Genomic DNA, 24,532 nt, shown 5'->3' with positions numbered 1-24,532 from the left:
TCAAATCCGTATAATTTCGACACCACTTCTAGCTTGTGAGTTTTAATAATGTCTCAATCTCGTGTTGCCAGTTTTGAATGCGGTCGAATAATCGCGACTATTGCTATTATTGCCTTACACTGCCAAATTTTCATGCAAGCGCCACTCTTTAATGGCCAACCTTTATTAGGTATGGGTCTTAACCAAATGAGTCGTTTTGCTGTACCACTTTTTTTTATTATGGCTGGCTACTTCATTCAACCCCGTTTAACAACTGAGCGCCTTCCTTACTTATGGCACTATGCTCGCCCATTACTGATCATGTGGGTATCATGGAGCATTATTTATCTCATTTTACCGTTTAACTTTCATATTGTAGCGACCGATGGCTATTTTGCTGAACGTAGCATGTATTGGCAAAAACTATTAGCAACGCCATTAAATACCCTTTTTGAAGGGGGATTAGTGCACCTTTGGTATATTCCTGGTTTACTCAGTGGGTTAACCGTTATTACTATCCTATTACGTTGCAAACTGGAGCGATTAATTATCCCTGTGGCGAGCGGATTGTTTATTTTTGGTTTAATGGCAGGAAGTTATGCCCAGATGACAGATTTAAGCTCGCCGATATTCACTCGTAACGGGCCATTTTTTAGTACCTTTATGATTATGCTTGGATTTGAAGTTCGTCGTCGTAATATCAGTCTTAGCTTAAAATACAGCATGACTATGTTAGTTATTGGATTTGGATTATTTATAGGTGAAGCAAACTACTTATCCCTACAAGAAAATGGATCTTTTTTCCATGATTTTCTATTTGGGACTCCACTATGGGCATTAGGTATTTTCTTTGTTTTATTGGCTAAACCAAATTTTGGTGACAATAAAATCACCCACACACTAAGTAAAGATGTATTAGGTATTTACCTCTGCCACCTTATTATTGTGATTTATTATTTAAATATTGTCAGACTATTAGGCATTAATTCAATTATTGCGAGTATTTTGGCTGTGCCTGTTGTATTGATTATATCTACACTCATTGTTCGCGGTTTACGTAAAACACCCATAGCACGCTTTCTCGTTCGCTAAATCACTAACTGACGCTATTAAAAAGTCCTTATGACATCGTGATTATAAGGACTTTTTTTAACCTAAATCATGAATAAATAAAGCTGTAAACATCATTTCTAATGCAAAAAATGTTTAAGCACTCACTAAATTTCAACGCGATAACACGCTTTTAGACTCACATGATTGCGCCTATCAATTACATAAAGATAACATTGTTAACAACTTTTGTGTGTTCTATTGATAAGGGAATGAGTCAATGACTAAATTACATCCGCTATCTTTCATCATTGGCAGCTTTTTTGCTGCTAATTGTTACGCAATGACCCCTCAACCAGATCCTGATAATGTCGGTGGTTATGTTATTGAACGTTCCGAAATAATAGCAGCAGAAAACGCAAAAACCTTAGATCCTATGTATGATGTTTGGGCGAAAGCCTTAGCTACAGCATCAAATACTGTTGTTGAAAGTATCGCACCAGGCTTGAATACTAACCCTGATAACGTCAAACGCGTCGAGCGCGTTTTTCCTGAAACAGAATGGAATTACCTCACTCAAATGGCCGCACCTGAATATACCTATACTCGCTTTTTACGTGCCATAGGTAAATTCCCCGCTTTCTGTGGTGATTATACTGATGGCCGTGATGCTGATGCTATTTGTAAAAAATCCATTATTACTGCTTTCGCCCATTTCGCCCAAGAAACTGGCGGCCATATTAGTATTGAAAACGTCTCTGATAACCCACTAGGATTAGAAGAATGGCAACAAGCATTAGTGCATGTTCGCGAAATGGGTTGGTCTGAAGGCCAACCTGGTTATACCACCGGTTGTGGTCAAGATGATTGGCAAAATAAACGCTGGCCTTGTGCTGAAGGGCAAGGTTACTTTGGTCGTGGTGCAAAACAACTCTCCTACCACTTTAACTATGGCGCTTTTTCTGAAGTGATGTTTGACGGCGATGCAACAGTATTGCTCAACAACCCAGGGCTTGTCGCTGACTCTTGGCTCAATCTGGCTTCAGCTATCTGGTTCTTCTTAACACCTCAAGCACCTAAACCAGCCATGTTACATGTAATCGATCGCACTTGGACTCCTTCACAACGAGAAACAGATGCTGGTATCGGTTATGGATTTGGTACCACAATTAACGTCATCAATGGTGGTATTGAATGTGGCGAACAAAACAAAGATAAAGGCCAGCCCGTTAACCGTATTCGTTATTGGGAAGGCTTAGTTGAAAACTATCAAATTCCATTAGAAAGTGATGAAACCAATACCTGTTGGCAACAAACCCCTTATGGCAGTTTAAATCTAAATGGTGCAACCGATGTGCTTTACACTAACTGGGATGCAAACTGGAAATATTATCCAGATCGTCCAGGCGGTGTCTCGTTTGAATGTGAATTAGTCGGCTTCCAAACCGCTTATTCTGCACTTGTTGCTGGCGACTATGAAAAATGTGTGACTAATTTCTATGGTTCTCACGCTAACTGGCCTGCTGTACGTGTGGTCGATAAATTAGATCCAGATACTGGCGGCGGTACAACTGATCCAACCGATCCACCGGTTGATGGTGTAGCAAGTTGGGATCAAAATAAAGTTTATACAGGTGGCGAGCAAGTATCTTACAAAGGTGCAATTTATGAAGCTCAATGGTGGACACAAAGTGATCAGCCTGATTTAGGCGGCCCATGGAAGTTAATTAAAGCGGCAACTGATAACACAGTTACGCCACCTGTAACACCACCGACAGATGACACTGTCACGCCGCCAACCGATGAAACACCAGAGTTACCTACAGATGTAACGCCATGGGAAACTAATGCCGTTTATAACGGTAATGATAAAGTTAACTATCAAGGTAAAATATACCAAGCAAAATGGTGGAGCCAAGGTAACACACCAACAGCAGGCGATCCGTGGGTTTTACTACCTTAACTTGTTCGGTTTGTTGATAGATTACATTAACCATTAAACAGAATAAAAATGGCCTTATAATAAACGTCTTATAATTAAAGATGCTTACTATCAAGGCCATTTTTTATTGTTTGTAATAACTGTTATTTTGTTGCCGCATCAAACACTAATTTACCTAATCGATATAGTCGCTTTGCTTGTTCACTATAATCAATCGTTTCTCCTTGTGCGCGACGACGATTGAGTTGGGTATTAATACCGTCTTGATAAACATGTTGTAGCTGTGATTGTAAGCTATCGAGATTATAGGGAATGCGATCACGACTTACAGAAAATGGTAAAATATATTCAGCGTCCATAATTTCACGGTTATATTTTACAGCCTCGGCAATAATACGTCCTTTTGGCGTTTGCGGCGTATTCAAATCATAAGGTGGTAGCCACTCATCAACCGGTTTAAGTTTATCAACTTGGTTCACCAGCATGATCACTTTAGGTGCTTTTCGATGCTGATTTTGCTGTTGTTTATAAAAATTATCTAATGACCCCTTCAGCGTAACATCAACTTGACGTGATGATTGATTAGCTTTTAATACCCAAATAACTACATCACTTTGGGTCATTTGTTTTAGCAATTTTTTGTCGGTTTCTACGCTGCCATCAATACCGGGTAAATCAATAAGGTTTATTAAATCAAGTCCTTCAACCTCACATTTATAAGTCGTGACTTTATCTGTTGAGGGTAATGCACTCACTTCTGCTGCAATTTCACCCAATAAGCCATTAATTACTGAAGATTTACCCGCACTCACTTGACCTACAACGGCGACGCGTAATGGCTCAACCGCTATCGCAGCCGCTTGTTTATCTTGCTCATGTAGCTGACTATGGGGCACTGCGGCATCATCAAGTTTAAAACGACCGCTATATAAATCAATCGCTACAGATGCAACTTCTTGGAGTAAGGTTGCCTTTAATTTAGCCTGAACTTCAGCACTGACGTCATCAAATAACTTACCAACCACTAACCCTCGTACTTCTGCTAACCAACCGGTGGGGGTCGCTATACGAAATAAACGATAAACGTCATAAGCACTTTTGGCGTATCCCATTTTATCTTTAAGTGCATAACCTTGTTTCAGGCTTGTGAGAGTGATCTTCTCAGAAAATGGGACATGTTGCTGTAAAAAGTAACGGTAACGCCGACTTACCTCTTCAACCATCATTAAAAACTCAGGCGCTGTAAATGCTAATTTTTGCGAGTTTGATTGCTGATGGTATTGTGCTGCAACATCTGCCACCAATACATAAGCATGAGCTTGTAAACTTTCCCATGCTGCATCTTCTGCTAGCTGCTTATCTATCACAGCAGTCATTTGTTGCCACACTTGGTGATCGTGCTCACTCCATTGAGGATTAGCTGACACGTGTAGTGGCGCGATATCATCAATGACTGCATCAGCAACAACACGTTTACGGCGTAACCACCAATAAGGCACAAATGCCAATAAGCAGCCACCAGCAATAATGGCAAAGAATAACCACCATAATCCTTGCTGAATAAGATCAACGACACCAAAACCAGCTAATACCAATACCGGTAAACAGATAGCCGACACCACTAACGGCAAAAAACCTTCTGAAAGTTGATTGATTAACTGATAACTTTTACTGATCCGTTTCATTGGCTGTCCTTTTCATCCTTTTCAATGCCACTTTTCGATGCTTGAGTAACTTGCTGTCGATCTGCTATGTTTTTAACCGTTGTAAATGCTTGTTGATAAGCTAATTTAATTTGATCTTTAGAGATTGGTTCACCTTTACTACGGTGATACAAATACATACATGCCGCTCTGCCAATCGCATACGTTGATGAAAAACTCATCGCAGCAGCCGTTGCGCTTCCTACCGTTTGACCATAAGCAGGAATAAACTTCACTAATTGATTCAAGCCTAATTTAGATAAATATTGCAATAAAAAACCAGAACCCAGCATGCCAACAAATTCAGCATAGTCTTTCTTATTCCAGCTAACACCATATTGATTGGCAAGGCTATGCAGCATCTTGCCTTGAATAGCTGGCACACTAAATAACCCCACAGCAGGAATTGCATCGCTAGCACCAGCAGCACCTGCGTACCACAATACTTCTTGACGCAACTGGTAAAAATTTTGTTCTTCACGATTAGTATGCGCTTGTTGATTTGATAATAAACTCAACATCGGTAGCGCGTCAGTTAACGCATGATGTAAGTCATCAAGGCCGATAAATTGTTCATCATCAGGGATCAAATCAACCACTATAGGATGATAGATAGTAGCTGTTTGTGATTGCCATTGAGTAGGCTTTATTCCCCAGATCTCCATTACTCGTTGGTGGTTATAATCAATCGCTCGCTGACGTTCTTGAGTATCAACAATGCTATTAACTGCAGTGTGAATAACCAACAAGTGTTTAATTACACCACTGCGCTTTATCTGTTTTAAAGCATTTAATAAGCCTGATTGCTCTGGCTCTTCTGCTTTCATTACCACCATTAAGGCATGGCTTTTGCCACTACACATCGCAATATCTTCACTTGGATCGTAGTCCGCCTCTCCTAAACCTCGCGTATCAAGAAAACACACTAACGGGCTTTCAACGGGATAAAGGTACTGGTGTGCTGTACGTGTACAAGGTTGAAAACCATTGCCGATTTCAACCAAACTATTACCAGTAAGTGTTTGAATAATTGTTGATTTACCTGCACCTGTTTTACCTAATAACCATAGCGTTGGAATGTGTTTTTGCCATTCATCAAACGCAGGCGCTAAATCAGGATTAACGGCGGGGTTTATATATTGATAAACTTTCTTAAAGAAGCGATTCATATCACCTTCTATATCTAAAATAGTAAAACAGTTTTTGACTCTATATTCATATATCGCGGTTTAATCAGTATTAGCAACATAGCATTAAATAAAAAAAGAGAATAATCTAAATGACTATTCTCTTTTTTATAATTTTATAAACCTAATTGATAACGCTGTTTAATCGCCCGTATTATCATTAAAATACTGTACTCGGCTTGAGCTGACTAAACTTGAGACCACAATGGCCATATAAAATACACCAACAATCGCTTCAAGATAGGCAAACACTTTAGCAATTGACGTCACAGGCAATATATCACCGTAGCCCAACGTGGTTAAGGTTACAAAACTAAAGTACGCCGCATCAGCAAAATTTTCATGCCAAGGGCCTTTATTGATGCCATGAAATGATTCAGGCAAAAAATGAATCAAAATTAAATAGCCGATAGCCCACATAAGCCCAAGTAATAAGAACAATGCCATTGAGCCAATGATTTTGTTGGTATTAATCGAGCCAGTAAACAGTATTTGTCGCATGATTGAACGAAAAGTGCCATAAAAGAAGATAAACATCAGCGACAACATAATGACTTCTATTTCTTCGGCCCCTAATACTGCGCGAGTAATCACCGCTACCAACCACGCAACGACTAACGATAATAAAAATCTAAACCAACTCTTATCAAACCGTAAACTTAATAAACAAATGCCAAAAGTCATTAACGTAAAAGCTTCAAGTATGTATTGCAACAGGCCAGATGTGATCTCTTTATCTAATGATGCACTGATCAATAAGAACACTAAAGCTAATGTTAAATAGAAAAAATTATTTTGATTATTAATATGTTGGCTTTGTTTATTTAACATTGACAATACTCCTTATTGTTCTTCATATCCTGTAAGTTCCATAAATCCTTTCCCTTTTTGTGAACCCGTTACATTGATTGGGCCTTCCCAATACGGGAATAAAAAATGTAACCACTGATCACGTCGTACAACGCTTGTTTGAAGCTTCAATCCTTGTGATGGTATTTCGATTAGCCAACTTAATGGAAAAGAAATGCCGCTGACTTCTCGAAAATGCATTGGCTTCATTCGAATTTGGTTATTATCTAATGTAACCATAGTGCCATCGGGCCACGAACGTGAACCGATAAAATACGGTGTTTGTCCTTTTTCACGTAACTGTGACACCATTAACGCACTACCATCTTCAAGATGGATCGAGAACCAATCCCAACCTTGCTGTTTCGCGCTGAGCATACTACTGCTCCATTCACGATCAAACCAACCACGGCCATCAACTTTATATTGCTCACCATCTAACTCAATGACACCATCAATATTTAAAAATGGTGCACTGTAATAATAAGAAGCGATACCAAGTAACGGATGTTTTTGACTATAGCCTTCATCACCCTGCAAAATAATCGTTCCATCTTGCTTGATATTTAATCGCGCTAACATATCGTCATCAGAGAATTCAAGCTCACCAGGAAAAGGATTACTGGTTGGTGCTCGCCATGACCAATTATCTAACCAAGCACGAAATGGTTTAAGACTCACCCCTGCTTGACCAATGCCGCCGCGCGCGAATCTTTCTGCTTTCCAGATTTTCTTTTTCGTGGTTATCACAGCATGTGCCATATACATCTGTGGTGTTTTCCAACCTGTAAGCTCATCATCACTGGTTGCCATTCGAAATAGCGTCCATTGCACCGAGATTTCTTTGCCTGCTTCTGTTTTAAGATTTGCGGTTAAATACCACCATTCAGCAAGGTACTGAGGGTGTTCACCATAATCTTGAGGGAAAATAATCGGTTCCCCTTTAACAACAGGTTCAAACACAAACTGTTGTGATTGAGTCAGCGTCTTTACTGAGTTACTTCGTACGGGCTGATCATCACAACCACCTAATAACATTATGCTTATAAGTATGATCGCGATAGAAAATAAATGCCTACGCGTTCCTTGGGTTGCAGCGCTCATTAAAATGACTCTCGTAAAGATAAAATCGCAGAGCGGCGAACTAAACGCCATACAGGCCATGCCCCTGCGACTAATAACACCAACAAAGCAGTACCTAATGTCAACAAATAGTCATACGGGAAATACTGTATTTGCATTGTCCAACCAAATGAATATTTCAACACCACGTCAATCAATAACTGGGCTAAAAGTAACCCTAACGGTAATGCCATTAATGCGGTCATCAAACCAATAACTAATAATTGCCCACCACCAAGAAGTGTTAATTCAAAGCCAGTCATTCCCATACAACGCAATAATGAAAATTGCCGTTGTCGAGATATTTCACCCGCAATCGTTGCAAAGAATAAACCGCAAATGGCAATAAATAACGTTAAATGGCCTAACGTTGATGTCACTACAAAAGTACGATCAAACAATGCCATCGCTTGTTTCATTAATGCGGCATTATTACGCACGCGTTCTGGCTGTAACCTAAACTGCTCACCCAATTGGGCCAATAAAGGCTCAGACTTGGCGCCATTTTTTAAGTGAATAGCCAGTCCTACTTGACCTGAGTGCGGCCAAAAACGTTGCCATTTTTGTTGAGAAATAAGCACCTGCCCATAAGGATTACCATAGTCATAATAAATACCAACAACATGCCAACCTTCATTCATCGGAGCTGGTAATGTAATAATATCGCCAGTCTTCCAATGGTGCTTTAGTGCCATAGATTCACTGACCATGACTGCGCGAGTATGATGCAGTTTTTGCCAATAGTTACGGCTTTCCTCTTTTAGTGACAGTGCTGTTTTCTCACCTAGCGTTTGACCAATACTCATTACTTGAATCGTGCCACTATCTGAAGGTGTTTGTTTTTGCCAGCTCCACCATACTTGCTCAACCTCTGGTTGCTCTTGCAGCCACTTAGAAATACGTGGTGCCATATTCATAGAAGGACGAATATAAATATCAGCGGCTAAACGTTGCTCAAGCCAGTTTTCAGTCGTATTTCTAAAACTGCCTACCATGGTTTCCATGCCGATATTAGACGCTAGTGCTAGCATAAATGCCATCGCAGCAATTCCACGGTAACTTAGGCTTGCTGCGGCATCGAAGAAAAACCATCGCATACGGGCTCTACGGCTTATTTTGCCTAAAAGATGAAACAGTAACCACAATAAATAAGGCATCATTAACCCAGATGCGATCAAAATAAATGCAATTAGCGCAAACCCTGCAAGCTGCCCATGTGGTAACTTATAAACCACAAAAGCACCGAGGATAAACACGCAAGAAAACAATGCTTGCCATGCAAACTCTCGACCAGTAAAACGTACTAATGAAAGATGGGTGGCTAAACGTGCTGGCGGCGATTTAATTAGCCGTACTAATGGCCATGTACACGCAAAAGCACAACCAAAAATAGCAATGGCTAAACTTGCAGCCCCCCACTGCCAATTCCAATGCACGTCAAGACTAACATTGGCGTTATATAAATCATTCAATGACGCAGCAACTGACGGCAGTAACTGTTGTGCTAACAGTAACCCAATAAAATTACCGCCAATAAGCCCTAGTATGACCCATAGGCACAACTCACCAATTAATGCCCCGGCAAGCTGAGTACCTGTCACACCAAGTTGGCGTAAAATACCAACAAGCGGTTGCCTTTGTGCTAACGATAACGACATTGCTTGATAGAAAATAAATAACCCAACCACAAACGCAAGCATGCCCATTGCAAATAAGTTTAAATGAAATGCATTTGTCAATGGTTCCAATTTAGCGCTGTGCTTACGTTCTAATGTTAAACCTGGCGGTAAAATATGGGTCAATTTCATCAACTGCTTACGGCTCATTTCACCGCAAATAACCGAGTTAAATCCTGAACTTGGCTGTAATTCACGTAAGAGTGCAATATCAGCAATCATACGAGGATCATTCATACGACTATCACTGATCACTTTCAACGGCCCAATTTTCCGGCCAGAATCAAGGGTCAGCATATCGCCATTTTTGATACCAATATAACTGGCTAATTGCTCCCCAAGCATGATCGGATATGGCGGACGCATTAATGTTAATAACCTGATCTTATTCTCATCAATTACGGTATTTTTTATTGCGCCAAACATCGCAACCGGATCAATACCTAATAATTGAAAGTCTCGTTGTTTCTCGGTAACGATGCGATGTTCAACTAATGGTGCGCAGGTTTTAAGCCCAGCACGGCGCATTTGAATATAAAAGCCTTGCGGGACCTTCATACCAGTTTGAGTATGACGAATACGGTATGGAAAAGGATTTGAAAAAAGTTGCTCACCTTTACGGTAACTTTCTTTCGCTTGCTGGTTAACCCCCATCACACCCACTAATAGTGCGATACCTAACGTTAACCCAAGCCAAACTAAAACAATTTGCAGTGGATGACGGCGGTAATGCCCCCAAAGAGCATTAGCTACGGGGCGCAACATTTAGCTGACCTCCTTGCAAACGAATACATCCCTGCATATGGGCGGCGACTTTTTCACTGTGGGTCACGACTAATAACGTACAGTGAAGTTGCTTGGTTAAAGAAATAAGTAACCGTATTACTGCTTCAGCATTACGTTCATCTAAACTGCCCGTCGGCTCATCTGCAAGCAACAATGTTGGTTCCATATAAATGGCACGAGCAATTGCAGCTCGTTGCTGTTGGCCTCCTGAAATCTCTTCAGGGTAACGTAATAATAATGGTCTTAAATCCAGAGCAGAAATAATTTTCAACCATAGTTTGTCATCATCAGCTAAGCCTTTTAGCTGACGGCAAAAACGAATATTATCTGCCACGGTTAACGTTGGTAATAAATTATATTGCTGAAATACTAAACCGATATTTTTACGACGAAAAGCGGTACGCTCACGCTCAGAAATTGCATGTATTGCTGTTTTCCCTAACCATATTTCACCCGAATCAGGCTTATCTAGCCCTGCGATTAAATTTAATAGTGTACTTTTTCCAGATCCACTCTCACCCATTAGTGCTAATTGTTCGCCTGGATTTAGCGATAAATCAGCCCCTTGAAGTACAGAATGATACTCAGTACCGTCTAGATAACCTTTGCAGAGTTCAGATAATCGTAACATGTTCCATCACCAACGTTTACTTGCATTACACATTAACTACTTTTTCATTTTGGTCTCAAACAACCAAAACAAATAATTATGCAATATTACCTACTTTATTCCATATATAACAGTTTAAGCATTAAGTATTGTTGCTTAACACACTTATATGATTGAAATATTCCTCTTTAACAACAAATAGCTACAAAATCAGAACAATAAATAATCACAACTAAAGAATCATAATGCTATTCTATGAATAACTTAATTTGTTTATATTGTAGATACAAATATATGCATGAGGCGTCATAAAATTCGTAGTGATAATAATCATATTAAGCAATAAAAACTATCATCTTTTACAGTTTCTGATTGCTTTTAATCAATAAAAAGCCATTATCTAAAAATACGATCTTAAAACATTTAGTAACAGCATTTTTGCATTCCTATATCGCAACACGGAATTTAGAGTGGTTAGTTAATGAGCAAAAATATTCTTGTCGTCGGAGCTTCTGGCTATATAGGTAGTCATTTAGTACCAAATTTATTGGAACTTGGTCATCACGTAAGAGCAACAGGACGTAATCTTAAATTATTAGAAAAGCGTGGTTGGGGAAGTATTGATAATTTGGAGCTGGTTGAATTAGATTTAGATGTTGATCAGGATTTAACTGCTCTATTTACAGATATTGATACAGTTTATTTCTTAGTTCATGGTATGAACCATGGCCATGACTTTATTGAGTTTGAGCTTGATTGCGCGCGTCGTTTTAGCCATTACCTGGAACTAAGTAACGTAGAACATGTTGTCTATCTTGGCGCATTACAACCACAAATAAACACTGCACAATCAAAACACTTAAGTGCGCGTAAAGAAACGGGCAACATTCTTCGTGAAAGTGGCAAATGCATAACAGAACTACGTGCAGGTATTATTATTGGTCCGGGTTCTGCTGCATTTGAAGTAATGCAAGATTTTGTCTATCACCTACCTGTTATGCTAACACCAAGCTGGGTGACCTCTCGCAACTCCCCCATTGCATTGCGTAACCTGCTCTATTACCTCACAGAGCTTATCGATAGCCCTCAAGAACATAATCTTATTTTAGATGTCGCAGGTCCAGAGCAAATGACTTATAAAGATCAAATGGTCAGACTAAGTAAAATGCACGGTAAAACCATTCGCGTCATTCCATTAAAGTGGTTAAGCCCAAAAATGGCAGCCTATTGGCTTCGTTTTATCACTTCTGTACCAACCAATATTGCACGTGCACTAATTGGAGGCTTAAGTTGCGATCTTCCTGCTGATGGCAGCGAACTTCAGCGCCGAATTCCTCAACATTTGCTTAGTTATGAAGAAGCAATCCAAGAAACCTTAGCAATGAATACTGAGTTAGTGAAAAGCGAGATTTGGGGGTTTGATCCAGATGCATTATTACGTTGGCAAACCGGTTATGGCTATTACCCTAAACAAGCGGGTTATACGCTAAAAACAGACGCAAGTTGTGAAAACCTTTGGCGTCAAGTACAGCTGATAGGTGGCGAGGAAGGCTATTTTTATGCTAATAGCTTATGGCATATTCGCGAATGGATGGACGCCATGATTGGTGGAAATGCATTACAACGTCACCGTCGTGATCCACATTTGCTACAATTAGGCGATCAAATCGATTCATGGAAAGTGATCAGCCTAGAGAAAAATCATTTTCTATCTTTATTATTTGGCATGAAGGCTCCCGGTTTAGGTCGTTTGGAGTTCACAATTGAAGACTGTGGCGATCATCGAACCGTTGATATTCGTGCATGGTGGCACCCAAAAGGTTTCATGGGGCTTCTGTATTGGTTTGCAATGATGCCAGCACACTTATTTATTTTCCGCGGGATGACTCACGCCTTAGTCAAGCGCTGTAAGGCTAAGATACAAGAAGGTAATATCGACACTAAATAGCTCTTGTCAATCGCCATAAAAAAACCGAAAGCATGAATAATACTTTCGGTTTAATTTTAAGCGTTAACTTACAATATATTAATCACATCATATTGGCGTTATTTAAGCTGTTTTAGTCATTTTTGATGAGCATGTCATTTTCAATGCGGCAATCGGCCCACTTAATAAAGTTAACCCAATCAGTAATGAAACAGGCACTGCGGTAATAACAATAAACGATTGTAGTGCCTTTAAACCACCATCTCCGGCAAGTAACAATACCGCAGCAACAACCCCCATGGTAATCGCCCAAAATAAACGATGCTTACTGCTCGGTTCATTATCCCCTGACACCACCATTGCAATTGAATATGCCATTGAATCGCCCGTGGTAACCACAAAGGTTGTCGTCAGCACTAAAAAGGCAGGTAATAAAATATAACTCAAGGGTAAATTAGATAATGTTGCTAATAATACCGACGGTAAGCCACCATCATTTAATGGTCCAGAGATAATACCTGGATTATTAAGCTCTAATGAAATACCTGTACCACCAAGCACTGCAAACCAAAAGTTTGTCGCAATCGGCGCACCAACAGCCACGCAGAGGATCAAACTACGAATACTGCGGCCTTCGGAGATTCGTGCAATAAAAATCGCCATCATTGGTGCAAAACCAATAAACCAGCCCCAGAAAAACCATGTCCACCATAAGTCCCACTCAGGCTTGGCCGTGGTTAAACTCATTGTGCCCATGTTTTGTAAATAACTGCCAAAAGCAGCACCAAACTCTTTGAGCAAAAACGTTGTCGGCCCTAAAAGTAACATGGCTGTTAATAGTACAAACGCACCAATAACATTAAGACGTGATAACCACTGCAAGCCTTTATCCATACCTGATGCTGCAGAAACCGAGTAAATCGCGACCACAACTGCCAGAATAATAAGCTGAGATTGAGTATTATTTTCTAAGCCAGTTAATAACTCTAAGCTGTAACCTAGCTGTGATGCTAAAAATCCAATCGGTCCTATTGTACCAGCAGCAACGGCAATAATAGCACAAGCGTCAATCACACTGCCTAACCAATGATTTTCTAAACGATGTCCAAAAAGTGGAAATAATAAAGCGCGTGGACGTAATTTAATACCATGCTCGTGGTGAGCATACATAAGTACAATTGTTGATAATGTACCTAATACCGCCCAAGCAAGAAATCCCCAATGTAAAAAGGCTTGATCTAATGCTGGAGTGACAGCGGCAAGAGTACCGCCTTCTATGCCAGGAAATGATGGCGAAGGTGTCATAAAATGATAAATAGGCTCGGCTGCTGACCAAAAAACACCACCACCAGCAAGTAGTGTACACATGATCATTGCTAACCAACGAAATGTGCCAATTGTCGGTTTTCTGACACTGCCCATGACTTTTTTACCAAATGGGCTAATTGCGATAATTAATGCTAGGAAAAAATTAATAAGCATCAACCACTGCCAACTTGACCCAAAGGTTTTGGCTGCGGAGCTAAATGATGTTTGAATCATTGCCGTGAAAGTCGGCATATCAATTAAAGCAGAAAGGACGAATAAGGTAATAAACCCTATCGTTAGTGCTGGAACAAGTTTATTATCTAAACCTTTTAGTCCCATAACAATGTTTGGTGTTGTGTCATTACTAATTTGGCTTGTATTGCGTTGCATAAATGTCTCACGCTGTGTGTGAGGGAAGACACACTATCAGCATCTTTATAGTAACACCAGATAATTTTATCTTTAAATTTCAATAAAAAAGCACACACACAAACCTTTTTATTAGTTTGTAATTTAAAAACAGAAACTTATATTTTGTCGTACAAAAACAAATAGCAACAAACAAAATTTATCGTAACAACAAAGAATACACGTTAAAAATACATTTTAGTCCATTTAAAATTAATTACTGAACAAATCATTTTGATAATAATATTTGCAAACTTAGTTACTACTTTCTTGAATTTCATAATCCAATGAGTGTGATGTTTTGCGCAAATAACCGCGTTTCTATCCCCTATAGTAAAGGGCACTTTTTCGCCACTATAGAGACACTCATGAAATCGACATTAATTTGTGCCGTCGTTGCAGCAGCCCTTTCCCCCTCCGTCTTCGCTTGTACAACTATTCTCATTGGCAACCAAGCAACAATAGATGGCAGTTATATTATTGCCAGAAACGCAGATCATAGCCCACTGGTTAATCCTCATTGGTTTAACCATCCTCATCAAACCAATACCCACGGTGAATTTAAATCTAACAGTAATTCTTTTAGTTATCCGCTACCCAAGACAAGCCTGGCTTATAGCAGTTTTTCTAAAGCCAAAACACAAGATACCTCGTTTGGTTCCGCTGGTTTTAATGAGTTAGGTGTTGGTATGTCTGCCACTGAAACCATTTATAACAATCCCACAGTACTTGCTGTTGATCCCTATAATGATGAAACCGGAATTAATGAAGATTCAATTGTTAATGTCATTTTACCGCGCGCAAAAACAGCCAAAGATGGTGTGCAACTATTAGGCAGTATTATTGAAAAGAAAGGTGCGGCCGAAGGGTTTGGCGTTGCTTTTGTTGATAAAACGGGGATCTGGTATTTAGAAACAGGCAGTGGTCATCAATGGATGGCAACTAAACTGGATAATCGTGATTATTTTGTTTCTGCTAATCAAGGTCGACTACAGCGTTTTCATCCTAATGATACCGATAAGTATCTTTCTAGCCCAACCCTGATTACCTTTGCGATTGATCAGGGTATTTATAAGCCCGCTCATGATGGTCCTTTTAATTTTCACAAAATCTATTCCGTAGATAATGCCAATGATCGACTCTATAACTACCCACGAGTCCATGTTTTACAGAAAATGTATACGCACGGAATTAAAACAACATTAACCAATCCACTAAACTTCCCAGTTTTTGCAATGCCGACCCATAAGCTATCTGTCAACGATATAAAGCAAGGGTTACGTAATCACTATCAAGGCTCATCGCACGATCCATATGCCAACGTTAACCCTAATGAGGCTTATCGACCAATATCTGTCTTTAGAACTTATCAATCCCACATTCTGCAAGTTAAGCCTACGCTTCCTCAAGCTATAGGAGAAGTTGCTTATATTGGTTGGGGGATGACAGACCTCACCCCTTATATTGCGTTTTATCAAGGGGCAAAAATTCCAGCGATCTATAAAACAGGAGTTGGTAAAACTGCAGATAATTTCTCGGCATATTGGCAATTACGTAAGGTACAAACCTTAGCCATGACTGACTATAATCAGTTTGCGCCAATGGTTAAAACTGCGTATGCCGAATTTGAGAAAAAGCAAACTGCATTAATGAAAGAAACCGAAAAAAATACTTAGCCATCTATAAAACTCAACCTCAAAAAGCGCAAGCCTTGTTAAATGATTTTGAATTAACGGTGACTAACCAAGCAATGGCAACAGCGAATAAACTTCAAAATGCGATCATCACGCAAATGACATCAACTATTAATAAGACTTATGAATTTTCAGGTGCCTAATGCCAATATCGTTGACTAATACTGTAATGCAGCTCTATCTCGACTTATAAAAAGCCCTATTGAGTATGTTATTACTGTCAAAAAGGCAGTTATTAATTCACTCTTTCTAATTGAAAGTATATAACTGCCTTTTTAAACTTACGATAGTAAGAAATTAATCAATAATTAAATCATATTGAGTGCAATGATTATTGACAATATGAGTAATTGTCTGACGAGGGATTTTTTGCCACGTATCTGAATAATCTAAAGGCTCAGATGCAATGATCGTCTTATTTGATGATCGTTGAAGAAACACTGGAGGTGGCTGATGATCAGAGCTATAACGAACGACCCAAAACTGCTCGCCATCTGAAATACACAGTGATGTTGTTAGTGGCTCAGTGACCGACTTATCTTCCATCGCCTGTTCAATTTCATATAGCGTCTGATTAATAGCGGCAATCGGATCAACTCTTAAGCCATTCTTAATCATCATCAAGAAAATCAATTCACTATCAGTTGTGCCTACTCGTTTTAAAAACAATTCTTCTGTTAATTGCCGTACTAGCGTAAATTTAACCTGATCAAAACCACCTATATGACCGTTATGCAAAAACATCCAGTTATCAAGCACAAACGGATGACAATTAACCCGTGATACTTGTGAGCCTGTTGAGTGGCGAATATGTGCCATAAAACGATGTGAGCTAATATGGTGAGCTAACGATCGTAAATTTTCATCACCCCATGCCGGTAAAATATCATGGTAATAACCAGGTAATGCGCGATGAGAATACCACCCCAATCCAAACCCATCGCCATTAACTCGAATCGTCCGCTTCTTATTCGATTCAACACTTTGCTGAATTAATGAATGTTCCGGTTGATAAATTAATTCATCCAAATAGATACTATCGCCATGATAGGCTAACCATCGGGACATAGCGTATTCCTTACTCAAAACAAAAAATACTAATAAAGTAGACTAATTTATCATGCAGTTAGCTTGATCACTATGTCTATGTCGTTTATCCATAACCCAATTACTGATATGCATTTTGCTAACGCTGTTTTATTCTCGCTCTTTCATATATTGCTTTGGTGGTCGTCCTAAGGTTTTTTTAAAAAACAAAATAAACGCGCTGACAGACTCATAGCCTAAGTCTTCTGCTACGCGTTGAACTGACTCACCCATTGATAGTTTTTGAAGGGCAACCACAATATGTAACTGACCACGCCAACGACCAAATGTTAAGCCTATCTCCTGCTTAACTAGACGGGCTAATGTTCGCTCACTCATTGCAAACTGCGTCGCCCACTCACCAACCGTATTTCTATCACCAGGATTTGCCAATAGTCGTTTCGCAATTTGATTTAAACGATGTTCTGCTGGAATCGGAAAATCAAAATGCTCTGTCGGCATTGATATTAACTCATCCACTAATACGTCGACTAAACGTGCTACTGGCCCTTCTTTATCGTAATCCTGCTCTTCTTGCGCAAGGCGTACAATTAACTCACGTAGTAAAGGCGAAATAGAAAGGGTGCAAGCTTTATTTGGCATACCAATAATATCTTGATCAACAAATAGCATACATACATCTGCATCAGGCGAAATACGATTACTGTGAGGAACTTGGCTCGGTATCCATACTGCGCAATGTGCAGGTACCATCCAAACAGCATCATTAATATGACACTTCGCAAAGCCTGTCAAAGGCATCACTAATTGACCTTTATGATGTTGATGAAATGGTACTTCCTCATCCTTTTCAACACCAGCAATACGTAATGCCAGTACCTTTTGTGGGTAGAGATCGGTATCAAATTCCATAAAACTGGTTTTAAAATTCATGTTATGTCCGTTTTTAGATATGAATTGTCAATATACCCGAATACAGAAATAAAAGTAAAGCCTATTATTATTCCAACGCTTTTATAGGAGACTGATATGTCACACAACGTACGTAAGATTGCGCATCCAGCGCTGGTGATCGCAGGTATCTTGCTCATTGCAAGTAACCTTCGTGCACCTATCACAGGTTTAGGTCCAATCCTAGACTTTATCTCTCATGATCTTGGCTTATCAGCAACACAAGCCGGTATGCTTACCACATTACCTTTGCTAGCCTTTGCCATTTTCTCACCAATATCTTCTGGCCTAGCAAGAAAGATGGGACTTGAACCCTCACTGATGCTGGCTCTGGTACTCGTTGCAGCAGGTATTGTCGTTCGCTCTTCTGGCTCAACCACTATGCTGTTCTTAGGTACCTGTATTATTGGTGTCGGTATTGCTATTGGTAACGTATTACTACCAAGTTTACTTAAAAGAGACTTTCCAACTCAAGTGCCAACATTAACAGCTGTTTATGTGCTTGTTATGGGTATTGGTTCAACAGTAAGCTCTAGTTCTGCTATTCCTTTGTTTAATTTAGCAGAAAAACTTCATATTACAGCTATTCCAAACTGGGCATTCTCACTTGCTGGCGTGATTATCTTCCCAGCTCTGTCTATATTAGTATGGTTACCACAGTTAAGCGGTCACACTCGTCCATCAGCTGATACTGCTGATATTGATAGCCATAGTTACTTATGGCGTTCAGCTGCAGCTTGGCAGGTAACAATTTTCCTTGGTCTTAACTCATTTATTATGTACATCTTTATCAGCTGGTTACCTAGTATCCTAATTGATAATGGTTACACAGAAAACCAAGCAGGTTATATTCACGGTATTCTTCAACTATCAACAGCCATTCCAGCGTTAGTACTTATTCCACTAATGGCAAAAATGAAAGATAAGCGTGGTATGAGTGTGGCAATGGCGATACTGTCATTCATCGGTATCCTTGGCCTACTATTTATGCCAGAGCACGCAATTGTATGGGTTATTGCTTTTGGTTTCAGTTGTGGTGGTGGTTTTATTCTTGGTCTATCGTTCGTCGGTATTCGTACTCATGACGCACATCAAGCTGCAGCGCTATCAGGTATGGCGCAATGTATGGGTTACCTACTTGCAGCAACGGGTCCTATCATTTTTGGTTCATTACATGAAATGACAGGTAGCTGGCACACACCACTACTTATGACTGCAGGTGTATGTATTGTATGGGCATTGTTAGCGTTATTTGCAGGTCGTTCACATGTTATTGTTCGTACTAAGAGCGGCAAAGATATCATTATTGATGATACAGAACAGCAAGTTAAATCTCATCCACATACAGATGTTCATGCTGAAATTGCACAACTAAAAGCAGAATTACATCGTATTACTAAAGAGCGTGACCAACTGAAAAACACGCTTGAAAATAAACAGTAATCTTACAGTAATAGATCGCTATCAGCACACAGCTGTTAGCGATTTTTAACATTCAAAAAAGATCACTCAAAGTGATCTTTATCTAATAGTCGTTTACTTTAATCAAATTGCTGCTCAACCTGATCTGCTTTACCAAACTTATCATGGGTAGCTAACTGCGCTTGATAACGTTGAATGTTAGGATAGTGCTCTATCATGCCGTTATTTTGCAGTATTTCAGTAATAAACGACATCATGATATCCGCGCCAGTGAGTCGTTCTTCAACTAAATAGGTTTTACCTTCAAGACGCTGTTCAAAATAGCCGATCACTTTTTCAGCTTCGCCGTCAGCATAACCTTCTAAGAAGTTGGTTTTTGCGCCATCTTTAGCAACAAACATCTTTAATAATAACGGTAAAATTGCCGAGCTTTCAGCAAAGTGTAACCATTGTAAATATTCAATATAAGCCGCAGTTCCCGACTTAGGAGCGAGATGAGCACCATAGGTTTGAATCAAGTATTCCGTGATTGCTCCCGATTCAGCAATCACTATCCCATTATCTTCAATAACGGGAGATTTTCCTAACGGATGAATAGCCTTCAATTCTGGGGGAGCTAAAAAAGTAACACTATCACGAAGATACGGCTTTACTTCATATTCCATCCCTAGCTCTTCTAATAACCAAATGATGCGCTTTGAACGTGACTTATTTAAGTGATGCAATGTGATCATAATATAATCTGCCTTATTATTGCGCTGAATTAGTTTGAATAACTCGCTTGCCGAAATTCTTACCCTCTAATAAGCCAATAAATGCTTGTGGTGCGTTTTCTAATCCTTGCACTAAATCTTCACGATAATGAATTTTACCTTCAGCCAACCACTGGCTCATATCTGCAGCGAATTCATCATAGCGATCAGCATAATCATCAAAGATAATGAAACCTTGCATTTTAATGCGTTTAACCAATAGTGTTCCCATTAACATCGACATACGATCAGGGCCTTGCGGTAATTCAGTGGCATTATATTGAGAAATCAATCCACATAATGGAATACGCGCGCCGGTATTTAATAATGGCAACACCGCATCAAACACTTTACCCCCCACATTTTCATAATAAATATCAATCCCTTGCTCACACGCCTTTGCTAATTTCTCAGCAAAATCCTCTGCTTTATGATCAATACAATCATCAAAACCTAACACCTCTTTGGCATAACGACATTTCTGTTCGCCACCAGCAACACCAACGACACGGCAACCTTTGATTTTACCAATTTGGCCAACCATAGAACCAACAGCACCTGTGGCTGCAGCAACAACAATCGTATCACCTTGTTGTGGTTTACCTATATCAAGTAACCCCATATAAGCGGTAAAACCAGGCATCCCCATCACACCCAATGCATAAGATGGATGTGTTGGATGCATGCCTAATTTAAGTAATCCTTCACCATTGGAAATAGCATAATCCTGCCAGCCTGAATAAGATAATACCCATTCACCTTTTTGGTAATCAGCATGATTTGACTGCTCAACTTGACATACCGTACCGCCAACCATCACCTCACCCAAAGCAACAGGTTCTGCATAGGATTTAGCATCGCTCATACGGCCACGCATATATGGATCTAAAGATAGATACACACTACGCAGTAAAACCTCCCCTTCCGTTATCGTTGGTACAGCAGTTTGTTGTAAACAAAAATCCTCTGCCACAGGGGCACCTACAGGGCGAGAAGCTAATACGATTTTACGATTTACGTTTGTCATTGAGCTTTCCTTTTCATTTTCATTTTCAAAACAAGCAATAGACCAGTCGTCTAGTGCTGGATTATAAAAAATCCCGTTGTTCTAAAACGGGATAATTATCATTAAACTCTTTAAATCTCAGGACGTAGTTGAGCTTTAGTTGTCGCTAGCGCTTGCTGTAATACCTGCAAATCTTGACTCAACTTATAAAATAAGCTGGCTCCAAGCCATAATTGATACAATGTTTGTGCCGTTAATTGGCTATCTTTTACAGTGATCGAGCCATCTTTTATACCGTCTTCAATGCACTGTGCAATTAAGTTAACAATGCTATAAGCCCCAATTTTTAATGCTTCTCGCATTGGTTCAGAAAGATCTGATACTTCAGCACTTAGTTTAACAACCACGCATTTATTGACGTTGCAGCTACCATTATCAACCTCTAACCAGCGTGAAAAATAGTCAGTTAAACGTTCAAAACCATTACCCTTGCCTTGGATTAAAATCGCAGCGACATGCTCAAGGTAAGATTCAAAGTAACCTTGAATTAACGCCTCACCAAATTGCTCTTTCGATTTAAAATAATGATAAAAAGAACCTTTTGGTACCGCTGCTGTTTTTAATAATTCTGACAAGCCAACATTTGTAAATCCCTTAGCAACCACAAGTTGGTAACCAATATTAAGAATATGCTGACGTGTATCGTGTGTTTTTGTATTCATGAGCTCAACTATAAACTCGACTAGACCAGTCGTCTAGACTTTTTGTTAACATTATTTTGATTCTACCGTTATTACTTATTACCAAAGCCTAATTTCTATCTTATTTATAACAGCGGATATTAATAGACATATAGCGCCGAACACGTATGATCAGCATCATTAGCAAAGTACTCGAATTACACTGTCAATTGGAATATCGTTTTGATTAGAGAAAATGTCTTTACCCCTTTTGCAACGTGGAGCAAGCCTCTGGTTTCTGAGGTTGCAGAAGCAATCAACTTATTGAAAGATAATGGTTATGATGCCAAGCAACTTACATTAGCAACGGGCCTGCAAGAAAAAAACATCTGTAACTGGACAGCTAAATATAAAAAAGAACCATTAGATGTTTCTTCAATTCCTTACCCTTGCTGGTGTTTTATTGCCGCATTGATTGGCCGACCTAACATCGCAACCAATGGTAAAGTGATTGAAGTTGATGAAATTAAACGTGTATTGCGTTTATTTAAGCCTTCTGCATTTGGTAGTCAAAATACGTTTGTATGTCCAACAAGCGACCAATTCGCTAAATTGATCGACAGTGGTTTATTTGCAGAAATGACAACTGAAAATATCTCTGCATTATTTAATTGGAAACCAGAAAACGTCAATGACAGTTTGCGTGCAGGTAAGTTACCTTACCTAAACTGGTGTCTTATCATGATGATGTTTGGTATTAACATTCAAAAAATGGCATTAAAAGATTTAGAGACTGAAATTACACTTAACCAGTAATTGTTTACTTATTACCTAAAATAGCGCCTTGTAGTGAATCATTTACCTACAAGGCGTTATTGTATTTAAATACTTATAATACTCATATAGTTAGAACTTGAATAACCATTTTCTGTACTCTTGGTTAAATCTGTCATGATCCTATAGCGCATTTTTTTAGCTAACATTAACATTTGATTTAACTGCCTTGTTGAATACTCTGTTGATGCTTTAACCGCGGCAGTTGGATCTTGTTGATAAAGGCTAATTAAACGTTTATCAGTATTAGCAAAGGTTTGATAAATCTTATGCTGCGCACGTTGCCAATTGTTATTAATAAATGATAAATACTTTATAGGATGCGTGGTGGCGAGCGTTGTTAGGCTTCTAAATTGCCAATAAGCAGAGTCATCTGAATACTCATCTGTCCCGGTCTTATATGCTGGAGGAAAATCATGCAGTGTTGCGTAGAGAGGAATTAAAATTGATTCAGACAATATACCGTAGCTTTGCCAAATCACCCCTTGAAAAGGAGCTGGCATATTGGGTCTTAACTGAATAATATGCGATTCTATTTGGCGATCAACACGAATAGGACGATCACCTGAATGAGCTAATGCGGTATTTTCATACGTTGCACTCAATACACTCACAACGTTACTAAGGCTGATTTTTGTATCCGGTTTCATAAATAATGGATATTGCAGCTGCCGTACTTGTTGTCCAACTGAGCGTGATAATATTTGTTGACCAAGCCATTCACGATCGACATTGGCAGTATCGCCGATAACTCCAAAGGCTTTAGCAAAATTAAAATCAGCTTGCTGAGGGTGCGCCAATAATTTATGTTGCAGAACAAATTCAAATAATCCTTTTGAATGTAACACATTTTTTGAATGTAAATTAATCCCATGAATACGTAAGCCATTTGCCAACATAGCATAACTATCATCGGGTACTTTAACTGCAATCCAATGATGACCAGAGCCTATTTCCATTAGCCATGCTTGATTAATATCAGCAATATATAAGCTATTTCCCTCACCTGCGCCGTATTGTTCAATATAACGTCCTAACAGCTCTACTCCTTGTTTTGCCGTTTTAGCTTGCGGCAAAATAAGCGTTGGAATAATCGCCTCAACCACACCATTTTTAACTAATGGATCTGCAGCTAAAGCCTGTTGATTAATATCAACGCTTGTTGTGGCAGATACCGCAACATTAAATTGGTTAATGCCACGTTCTTCAAAATATTTCCCTTGATGCGCTAATGTGTCGGCATTCCAATCAGGCATCGCTGAATAAGCGTATAAGTTAGGCGGCATTGGCACCACTAATCCATTACCTAATAACCATTGCTTCGTTGTCGTTGTCACTTTCGGCCGATAGACCTGATACTTATTCCAGTTGTTGACTTCATAATCTTCATTTCTAGCAATAATAATGCTGCCATCTACTGTGGCTTTTTTACCAATGATTAAGCCAGTATTCGCTTCAGCAGTTAGGCTCAACATCGATATAAGCGTAATAACGACTAAACTGAATGCAATAGTAATATTCATTAATTCTCTCTTTAATTACACGCAACCAACAAACACCAAAACATAACATTAAATAAATTTATATTTATTTTTTTAA

General features: G+C 39.3%; 20 protein-coding genes. 7 read left to right on the top strand and 13 right to left on the bottom strand.

All coding sequences use genetic code 11. The features are described from left to right. The first annotated feature begins 48 nt into the window (after positions 1-48). Together PMAL9190_RS00830 and PMAL9190_RS00825 are read left to right on the top strand one after the other, a co-directional pair. A complete protein-coding gene (locus PMAL9190_RS00830; protein WP_087843488.1) occupies positions 49-1,071 on the top strand; it encodes an acyltransferase in 1,023 nt (340 codons plus the stop codon). A 238-nt stretch (positions 1,072-1,309) separates the two neighbouring features. Then, on the top strand, positions 1,310-2,992 hold the full coding sequence (locus PMAL9190_RS00825; protein ID WP_087843487.1) for a chitinase: 1,683 nt from the start codon (positions 1,310-1,312) through the stop codon (positions 2,990-2,992). 122 nt (positions 2,993-3,114) lie between these two features. Here PMAL9190_RS00825 and PMAL9190_RS00820 read toward each other — a convergent pair whose 3' ends face one another. From PMAL9190_RS00820 to PMAL9190_RS00795, 6 genes are all read right to left on the bottom strand, one after another. Continuing rightward, positions 3,115-4,656, bottom strand: a complete 1,542-nt coding sequence (locus tag PMAL9190_RS00820; protein ID WP_087843486.1) for a GTPase family protein — start codon at positions 4,654-4,656, stop codon at positions 3,115-3,117. Continuing rightward, entirely contained in the window at positions 4,653-5,843 is a 1,191-nt protein-coding gene (locus tag PMAL9190_RS00815; protein ID WP_087843485.1) for a YcjF family protein, read from the bottom strand. The genes PMAL9190_RS00820 and PMAL9190_RS00815 overlap by 4 nt, the downstream gene beginning before the upstream one ends. A gap of 159 nt (positions 5,844-6,002) precedes the next feature. Further along, positions 6,003-6,692 carry a potassium channel family protein gene (locus tag PMAL9190_RS00810; RefSeq protein WP_087843484.1) on the bottom strand — a complete coding sequence of 230 codons (690 nt, stop codon included), beginning with the start codon at positions 6,690-6,692 and terminating at the stop codon, positions 6,003-6,005. A gap of 12 nt (positions 6,693-6,704) precedes the next feature. After that, the gene (locus PMAL9190_RS00805) at positions 6,705-7,814 is read right to left on the bottom strand and encodes a lipocalin-like domain-containing protein (RefSeq protein ID WP_087843483.1); all 1,110 of its coding nucleotides are present in this window, start codon (positions 7,812-7,814) and stop codon (positions 6,705-6,707) included. After that, the gene (locus tag PMAL9190_RS00800; RefSeq protein WP_087843482.1) at positions 7,814-10,273 is read right to left on the bottom strand and encodes an ABC transporter permease; all 2,460 of its coding nucleotides are present in this window, start codon (positions 10,271-10,273) and stop codon (positions 7,814-7,816) included. Before PMAL9190_RS00800 ends, PMAL9190_RS00805 begins: the two co-directional genes overlap by 1 nt. Further along, complete coding sequence (locus PMAL9190_RS00795) at positions 10,254-10,925, bottom strand: ABC transporter ATP-binding protein (RefSeq protein WP_087843481.1); 672 nt, start codon at positions 10,923-10,925, stop codon at positions 10,254-10,256. Before PMAL9190_RS00795 ends, PMAL9190_RS00800 begins: the two co-directional genes overlap by 20 nt. A 460-nt stretch (positions 10,926-11,385) precedes the next feature. On the opposite strand from PMAL9190_RS00795, the gene PMAL9190_RS00790 reads away from it, so the two are divergent. After that, a complete protein-coding gene (locus tag PMAL9190_RS00790) occupies positions 11,386-12,852 on the top strand; it encodes an SDR family oxidoreductase (RefSeq protein ID WP_087843480.1) in 1,467 nt (488 codons plus the stop codon). Between the two features lie 102 nt (positions 12,853-12,954). Here the strand turns inward: PMAL9190_RS00790 and PMAL9190_RS00785 are convergent, their stop codons facing one another. Beyond that, positions 12,955-14,529 carry a BCCT family transporter gene (locus tag PMAL9190_RS00785; protein ID WP_087843479.1) on the bottom strand — a complete coding sequence of 525 codons (1,575 nt, stop codon included), beginning with the start codon at positions 14,527-14,529 and terminating at the stop codon, positions 12,955-12,957. Positions 14,530-14,915: 386 nt separating this feature from the next. Here PMAL9190_RS00785 and PMAL9190_RS00780 point away from each other — a divergent pair, with 386 nt between their 5' ends. Next, a complete protein-coding gene (locus PMAL9190_RS00780) occupies positions 14,916-16,223 on the top strand; it encodes a C69 family dipeptidase (RefSeq protein WP_235004251.1) in 1,308 nt (435 codons plus the stop codon). Positions 16,224-16,258: 35 nt separating this feature from the next. Continuing rightward, the gene (locus PMAL9190_RS20440) at positions 16,259-16,384 is read left to right on the top strand and encodes a hypothetical protein (protein WP_268808094.1); all 126 of its coding nucleotides are present in this window, start codon (positions 16,259-16,261) and stop codon (positions 16,382-16,384) included. A gap of 154 nt (positions 16,385-16,538) precedes the next feature. Here PMAL9190_RS20440 and PMAL9190_RS00775 read toward each other — a convergent pair whose 3' ends face one another. Then, complete coding sequence (locus tag PMAL9190_RS00775) at positions 16,539-17,309, bottom strand: class II glutamine amidotransferase (protein ID WP_087843478.1); 771 nt, start codon at positions 17,307-17,309, stop codon at positions 16,539-16,541. Between the two features lie 129 nt (positions 17,310-17,438). After that, positions 17,439-18,221, bottom strand: coding sequence for an AraC family transcriptional regulator (locus PMAL9190_RS00770; protein WP_087843477.1), 783 nt, complete (start codon positions 18,219-18,221; stop codon positions 17,439-17,441). Positions 18,222-18,317: 96 nt separating this feature from the next. Between PMAL9190_RS00770 and PMAL9190_RS00765 the strand changes: the two genes are divergently transcribed. Then, entirely contained in the window at positions 18,318-19,682 is a 1,365-nt protein-coding gene (locus PMAL9190_RS00765) for a CynX/NimT family MFS transporter (protein ID WP_087843476.1), read from the top strand. Positions 19,683-19,780: 98 nt separating this feature from the next. Here the strand turns inward: PMAL9190_RS00765 and PMAL9190_RS00760 are convergent, their stop codons facing one another. From PMAL9190_RS00760 to PMAL9190_RS00750, 3 genes are all read right to left on the bottom strand, one after another. Next, entirely contained in the window at positions 19,781-20,395 is a 615-nt protein-coding gene (locus PMAL9190_RS00760) for a glutathione S-transferase family protein (RefSeq protein ID WP_087843475.1), read from the bottom strand. 16 nt (positions 20,396-20,411) lie between these two features. Next, the gene (gene curA, locus PMAL9190_RS00755) at positions 20,412-21,440 is read right to left on the bottom strand and encodes an NADPH-dependent curcumin/dihydrocurcumin reductase (RefSeq protein ID WP_087843474.1); all 1,029 of its coding nucleotides are present in this window, start codon (positions 21,438-21,440) and stop codon (positions 20,412-20,414) included. A 110-nt stretch (positions 21,441-21,550) separates the two neighbouring features. Beyond that, positions 21,551-22,141: a TetR/AcrR family transcriptional regulator gene (locus PMAL9190_RS00750; RefSeq protein WP_087843473.1), complete on the bottom strand. Its 591-nt coding sequence runs from the start codon at positions 22,139-22,141 to the stop codon at positions 21,551-21,553. Positions 22,142-22,342: 201 nt separating this feature from the next. Here PMAL9190_RS00750 and PMAL9190_RS00745 point away from each other — a divergent pair, with 201 nt between their 5' ends. After that, on the top strand, positions 22,343-22,915 hold the full coding sequence (locus PMAL9190_RS00745) for a hypothetical protein (protein WP_087843472.1): 573 nt from the start codon (positions 22,343-22,345) through the stop codon (positions 22,913-22,915). A gap of 65 nt (positions 22,916-22,980) precedes the next feature. Here the strand turns inward: PMAL9190_RS00745 and PMAL9190_RS00740 are convergent, their stop codons facing one another. Beyond that, entirely contained in the window at positions 22,981-24,456 is a 1,476-nt protein-coding gene (locus PMAL9190_RS00740) for a C69 family dipeptidase (RefSeq protein ID WP_087843471.1), read from the bottom strand. Positions 24,457-24,532 lie beyond the last annotated feature (76 nt).

Origin of the sequence: Photobacterium malacitanum, from assembly GCF_900185615.1 — a bacterium.
In the GTDB taxonomy this organism is placed as follows: domain Bacteria; phylum Pseudomonadota; class Gammaproteobacteria; order Enterobacterales; family Vibrionaceae; genus Photobacterium; species Photobacterium malacitanum.
This window is presented reverse-complemented; position numbering and strand designations above follow the sequence as displayed.